General features: G+C 49.3%; 9 protein-coding genes and 1 pseudogene. 9 read left to right on the top strand and 1 reads right to left on the bottom strand.

The genetic code is table 11. From position 1 onward, the window contains the following. The 9 genes from ABYP73_RS11535 to ABYP73_RS11495 form a co-directional block, all read left to right on the top strand. On the top strand, positions 1-201 hold a 201-nt coding region (locus ABYP73_RS11535; protein ID WP_372974425.1), incomplete at its 5' end, for a cupin domain-containing protein. A gap of 3 nt (positions 202-204) precedes the next feature. After that, entirely contained in the window at positions 205-1,149 is a 945-nt protein-coding gene (locus ABYP73_RS11530; protein ID WP_372944898.1) for a 2-hydroxyacid dehydrogenase, read from the top strand. Between the two features lie 46 nt (positions 1,150-1,195). After that, positions 1,196-1,657, top strand: a complete 462-nt coding sequence (locus ABYP73_RS11525) for a DUF1801 domain-containing protein (RefSeq protein ID WP_372944897.1) — start codon at positions 1,196-1,198, stop codon at positions 1,655-1,657. After that, positions 1,654-2,040, top strand: coding sequence for a VOC family protein (locus tag ABYP73_RS11520; RefSeq protein WP_372944896.1), 387 nt, complete (start codon positions 1,654-1,656; stop codon positions 2,038-2,040). The genes ABYP73_RS11525 and ABYP73_RS11520 overlap by 4 nt, the downstream gene beginning before the upstream one ends. A gap of 52 nt (positions 2,041-2,092) precedes the next feature. Then, a complete protein-coding gene (locus ABYP73_RS11515; protein ID WP_372974424.1) occupies positions 2,093-2,527 on the top strand; it encodes a TM2 domain-containing protein in 435 nt (144 codons plus the stop codon). Positions 2,528-2,606: 79 nt separating this feature from the next. Beyond that, entirely contained in the window at positions 2,607-2,930 is a 324-nt protein-coding gene (locus tag ABYP73_RS11510; RefSeq protein ID WP_372974423.1) for an ArsR/SmtB family transcription factor, read from the top strand. Positions 2,931-2,940: 10 nt separating this feature from the next. Further along, positions 2,941-3,429, top strand: coding sequence for a DUF6428 family protein (locus tag ABYP73_RS11505; RefSeq protein WP_372945001.1), 489 nt, complete (start codon positions 2,941-2,943; stop codon positions 3,427-3,429). Between the two features lie 11 nt (positions 3,430-3,440). Next, the gene (locus tag ABYP73_RS11500; RefSeq protein ID WP_372945000.1) at positions 3,441-3,932 is read left to right on the top strand and encodes an N-acetyltransferase family protein; all 492 of its coding nucleotides are present in this window, start codon (positions 3,441-3,443) and stop codon (positions 3,930-3,932) included. Between the two features lie 14 nt (positions 3,933-3,946). Continuing rightward, the gene (locus tag ABYP73_RS11495) at positions 3,947-4,372 is read left to right on the top strand and encodes an arsenate reductase ArsC (protein ID WP_372944999.1); all 426 of its coding nucleotides are present in this window, start codon (positions 3,947-3,949) and stop codon (positions 4,370-4,372) included. Here ABYP73_RS11495 and ABYP73_RS11490 read toward each other — a convergent pair. Continuing rightward, positions 4,369-4,800: pseudogene (locus ABYP73_RS11490) on the bottom strand (glycerol acyltransferase); the annotation flags it as partial. The gene ABYP73_RS11495 and the pseudogene ABYP73_RS11490 overlap by 4 nt on opposite strands.

Genomic DNA, 4,800 nt, shown 5'->3' with positions numbered 1-4,800 from the left:
GGCACCTTGTACATGCAGTTCAGGGACCGGACTGAGATCGTGAAGGAAGGAGAGATCATCGTCGTGCCCAAAGGGGTGGAACATTGCCCTGCCACGAAGGATGATGAGGAAGTGCTGGTCATGCTCTTCGAAAAACAATCTACCGCCCATACCGGAAATGTGATGGATGCGCGGACCCAAACTCAATACCCAAAGATCTGAGCTGTGAAAGTACTGCATCTCGACACCAATCACCCCTTGCTCCTGGAACAACTGGCCGCTTTAGGCTGTGAAAATACAGAGGAATACAAAGCCACGAAGAGTGAGGTCGAAAAGATCATACACCAATACGAGGGAGTCATTATTCGGAGCCGGTTCAAAATCGACAGGGAATTTCTGGATAAAGCCAGTAAGTTGAAATTTATTGGCAGGGTTGGGGCCGGACTCGAAAATATCGATGTGGCCTGTGCCAGGGAAAAAGGAATCTTCCTTGCTGCTGCCCCCGAAGGGAACCGCAATGCGGTCGGGGAACAGGCACTGGGGATGCTGCTTTCCCTGATGAACAACCTGAACAAGGCAGACCGTGAAGTCCGGCAGGGGACCTGGGACCGGGAAGGAAACCGCGGATGGGAACTGGACGGCAAAACTGTGGGGATCATAGGTTACGGGAATACGGGTCGAGCCTTCGCCAAAAAACTCTCCGGTTTTGAGGTGGAGGTCCTTTGCCATGACATCCTTGAGAAAGTGGGGGATTCCTTTGCCAGACAGGTACCTATGGAGGAATTACAGAAAAAAGCAGATGTCCTGAGCCTTCATGTCCCCCAGACAGAACTCACCCTGGGGATGGTGAACACCGCTTTTATCAACCGGTTCGCAAAACCCTTTTGGTTCCTGAATACCGCCCGGGGCAAATGTGTGAAAACCGCCGACCTGTCAGAAGCCCTGAAATCGGGTAAAATACTGGGGGCGGGATTGGATGTCCTGGAATACGAGAAGACCTCTTTTGAGGACCTCTTTGAGGAAGGTGCCATGCCAGAGGATTTCAGGTACCTGGTACAATCAGACCGGGTCCTGCTGAGCCCTCATATCGCGGGGTGGACGCAGGAGAGCAAGGTAAAGCTTGCCCAGACCCTGGTAGACAAGATCAAGGCCAGATTTTTCGTATCTTAGAGAGGTTAACCCGTGACCTGATCGTCATAGCAACCCATCTAAGATCATGACCTCCGATGCCAAAACCCCTGATGAATATATCTCCCAGCTTCCCGAAGAGCGAAAGGAACCTATGAGCGCCTTGAGAGGGGTCATCCGTTCCCATCTGCCCAAAGGTTTTGAAGAAACCATGAGTTACGGGATGATCGGCTATGTGGTACCCCACAGTATGTATCCTGACGGCTACCATTGCTCCCCCGAACTGCCTCTCCCCTTTATGAATATTGCCTCCCAGAAGAATTTTATCGCCTTGTATCATATGGGGGTGTACGCCAATAAGGAGCTGCTCAACTGGTTTACCGGGGAATACCCCAAGTACTCCTCCCGGAAACTGGATATGGGGAAAAGCTGTATCCGATTCAAAAAAATGGACGATATCCCCCTGAAACTGATCGGGGAATTGTGTGCTAAAATGTCCGTACAGGATTGGATCGACCTCTATGAAAAGAATATAAAAAAGACGTCATGAAGAACAGGATTACCGGTTTGGGGGGATTCTTTTTTAAGACCAAAGATCCGGAAAAGATCAGGGACTGGTACAGGGACCACCTGGGGCTGAACACGGACCAATACGGCTGTACGTTCTGGTGGAAGGACAAGGAGGGGAAGGACTGTTCTACCCAGTGGAGCCCGTTTAAGGAGGACACCCAGTATTTTGACCCCAGTGAGAAACCCTTCATGATGAATTTCCGGGTGGAAAACCTGGTGGAATTACTCGAAGCTCTGAAGGCAGAAGGGGTAACCATTGTAGGGGAAGTGGAGGAATACGATTATGGAAAATTCGGCTGGATCCTGGACCCGGAAGGAAATAAGATCGAATTGTGGGAACCTGTGGATTCCGCATTTCTCTGAAATCAAAAAAAAGCCTACATTTATTCTCATTCTAACCAATACAGCAAACACTATGTCTGACGACAAGAAAGATCTGGGCGACAAAGCCAAGGAGGCTTTTGACGACGCCAAGGAATCTGCAAAAAAAGCGGCAAAAGAGGCTAAAGAATCAGCTGGCGAGTTTAAGGAAGAAGCGAAAAAGACAGCGGAGGAATTCAAGGAAGGCCTTCAGTCCGCTGGTGGGGACAACAAGAAGATACTGGCCGGGATACTGGCCATACTCTTCGGTTCTCTCGGAGTACATAAATTCATCCTGGGTTATAATAAAGAAGGGGTCATCCTCCTGGCAATCACCCTCCTGGGCTATGCCACTACCTGCATAGTCATAGGGGCTTTCTTTTTCTGGATACCCGGACTTATAGGTCTTATAGAAGGGATTATCTACCTGACTAAGTCTGATGAGGAGTTCTACAACACCTACCAGGTAGGGAAGAAACCCTGGTTCTAAAAGTCAAAAAGTCGGATTGTAAAAATCCGACTTTTTTTATACTAAACTTTATCGTAATATTGCGATATATAAATATAAAATGGGAATCACTAAAACACAGATCTTCGATACCACCCAGAACGAACTGGCGGTCCTGTTTAAGGTCCTCGGGCATCCGGCTCGTATAGCCATACTCCAGTATATCGGGGGGCAGAACGCCTGTATCTGCAATGATATCGTGGAAGAGATCGGCCTGGCCCAGCCTACCATCTCACAGCACCTCAAAGAATTGAAGCGCATAGGCATTATAGAAGGGGAGATCGAGGGAAACAAAGTGTGCTATTGCATCGCTCAGGATAGGTGGAAGGAAATCCAGTCTGTCCTGAACAATTTCTTTAACGAGACAGGTATTCACTGCTGCTAAATCCAATCCTATGAAAACATCGGACTTTCTAAATCTTCTCAAAGAACACTCCTCCAAAGAACTGGTCTTTGAATACGCCCCCGGGCAAAGGATCGGGGCCAATTACCACATTACGGAAGTAAAGAATATACAAGTAGAAGCAGTCGATTGTGGAGGACGAGTTGATTCCTGGCAGGAGACCGTTGTGCAACTTTGGGAAAATCCCGCTGAGATGGATAAACAGAAATATCTGACCGCCTTTAAGGCCAAGGCGATCCTGGACCGGGTGCACACCCTAAAACCTATGGATTCGGAAGCTGTGATCAGGTTCGAATACGGCAATCCCTCCTTCCACACCGCCCAACTGTACGTCAAGGAAATCTCAGCCGATAATCGAAGTCTCATCCTCGGCCTGCAGAGCTCCCCAACGCTGTGCAAGGCAGAAGAGGTGTGCCTGGTGGACCATGCTGCCGAGACCGCTACATCCTCCTGTTGTGATACAATTTCAGGCTGTTGCTAAAAAATGATCCTATGAAGATCAGGAAAATGACCCCAGCAGACTGGCCCGAAGTGGCCCGGATCTATGCCGAAGGCATCGCCACGGGATACGCCACCTTTGAAAAGGAGGTTCCGGCCTTTGAGCAATGGGACAAAGCACACACTGCTTCCTGCAGGCTGGTTGCCGCAGAAGGGAAAAGCCTCGCAGGCTGGGCAGCACTCTCCCCCGTATCCGGCCGCTGCGTCTACGGAGGGGTTGCAGAGGTCAGTGTTTATGTCGACAAGACCTTCAGGGGCAGGGGATTAGGAAAAAAACTCCTCACCTCCCTTGTGGAACACAGTGAGGAAGAAGGATTCTGGACTCTCCAGTCGGGTATATTTCCAGAAAATGAAGGCAGTGTGAAGATCCACCTGCAATGCGGTTTCAGGCAGATAGGTTACCGGGAGCGTATCGGGCAGCTGGATGGGATATGGAAAGACAATCTTATCTTTGAGCGCAGAAGTAAAAAAGTAGGGGCATCATAAATGAAACCTATTATATGAATCAAAAGAACATACTGGTCCTCTGTACGGGTAACTCATGCCGCAGCCAGATGGCCCATGGGTACCTGAAATCCCTCTTGGGAGACCGGGCGATGATTTACAGTGCTGGTATCGAGACTCATGGATTGAATCCCGGGGCCGTGGCCATCATGAAAGAGGATGGGATCGATATCACCGGCCATACCTCTAACCATGTGGATGAATACGATGGAATCGACTGGGATTACATCATCACAGTCTGCGACCACGCCTATGAGAATTGTCCGTTTATCGCGGCTCCAAAAGCCATACGATTACATCACAATTTTTTCGATCCCTCCAAAGTAAAGGGAAGTGAGGAAGAACGCCATCAGGCATTCCAGAAAGCCCGTAATGAGATCAGGACGTATTGCGAGGATTTCGTAAAAAAGGAATTTTCCTAAACCCCTCCGTTATTTTCGGCCAGCTTGCGTTCCAGTTCGGCCTGGAATTCCTCCATAACCGGCTTTACCGTACTCTCGGGAAGGTCCGCGATGCGGATATACATGAGCCCGTCTACGGCATTGTTGAATAAGGGGTCTACGTTGAAGGCGACGACCTTGGCGTTCTGTTTGATATACTTTTTGATCAGCACAGGCAGGCGAAGGCTTCCGGGTTCCACCTCTTCGATAAGTCGATCGAACTTATTGAGGTCTGCCTCGGTCTCGTCAAAGATAAATTCCTTGTCTGCATCCTTGAGCTTTACCTTGAATTCCTTTTTTGGGTGGATGTACTGGGCCACATAGGGGTCCCAGTAATTCGATTTCATGAATTCTATCATGAGGGACTTCGAGAAATTGGAGAACTGGTTGCTGATACTCACACCCCCGAT

It is taken from the genome of Muriicola sp. (assembly GCF_041567615.1).
Taxonomy (GTDB): domain Bacteria; phylum Bacteroidota; class Bacteroidia; order Flavobacteriales; family Flavobacteriaceae; genus Muriicola.
The sequence above is the reverse complement of the archived record's forward strand: the minus strand, read 5'-3'. Positions and strand labels throughout refer to the sequence as shown.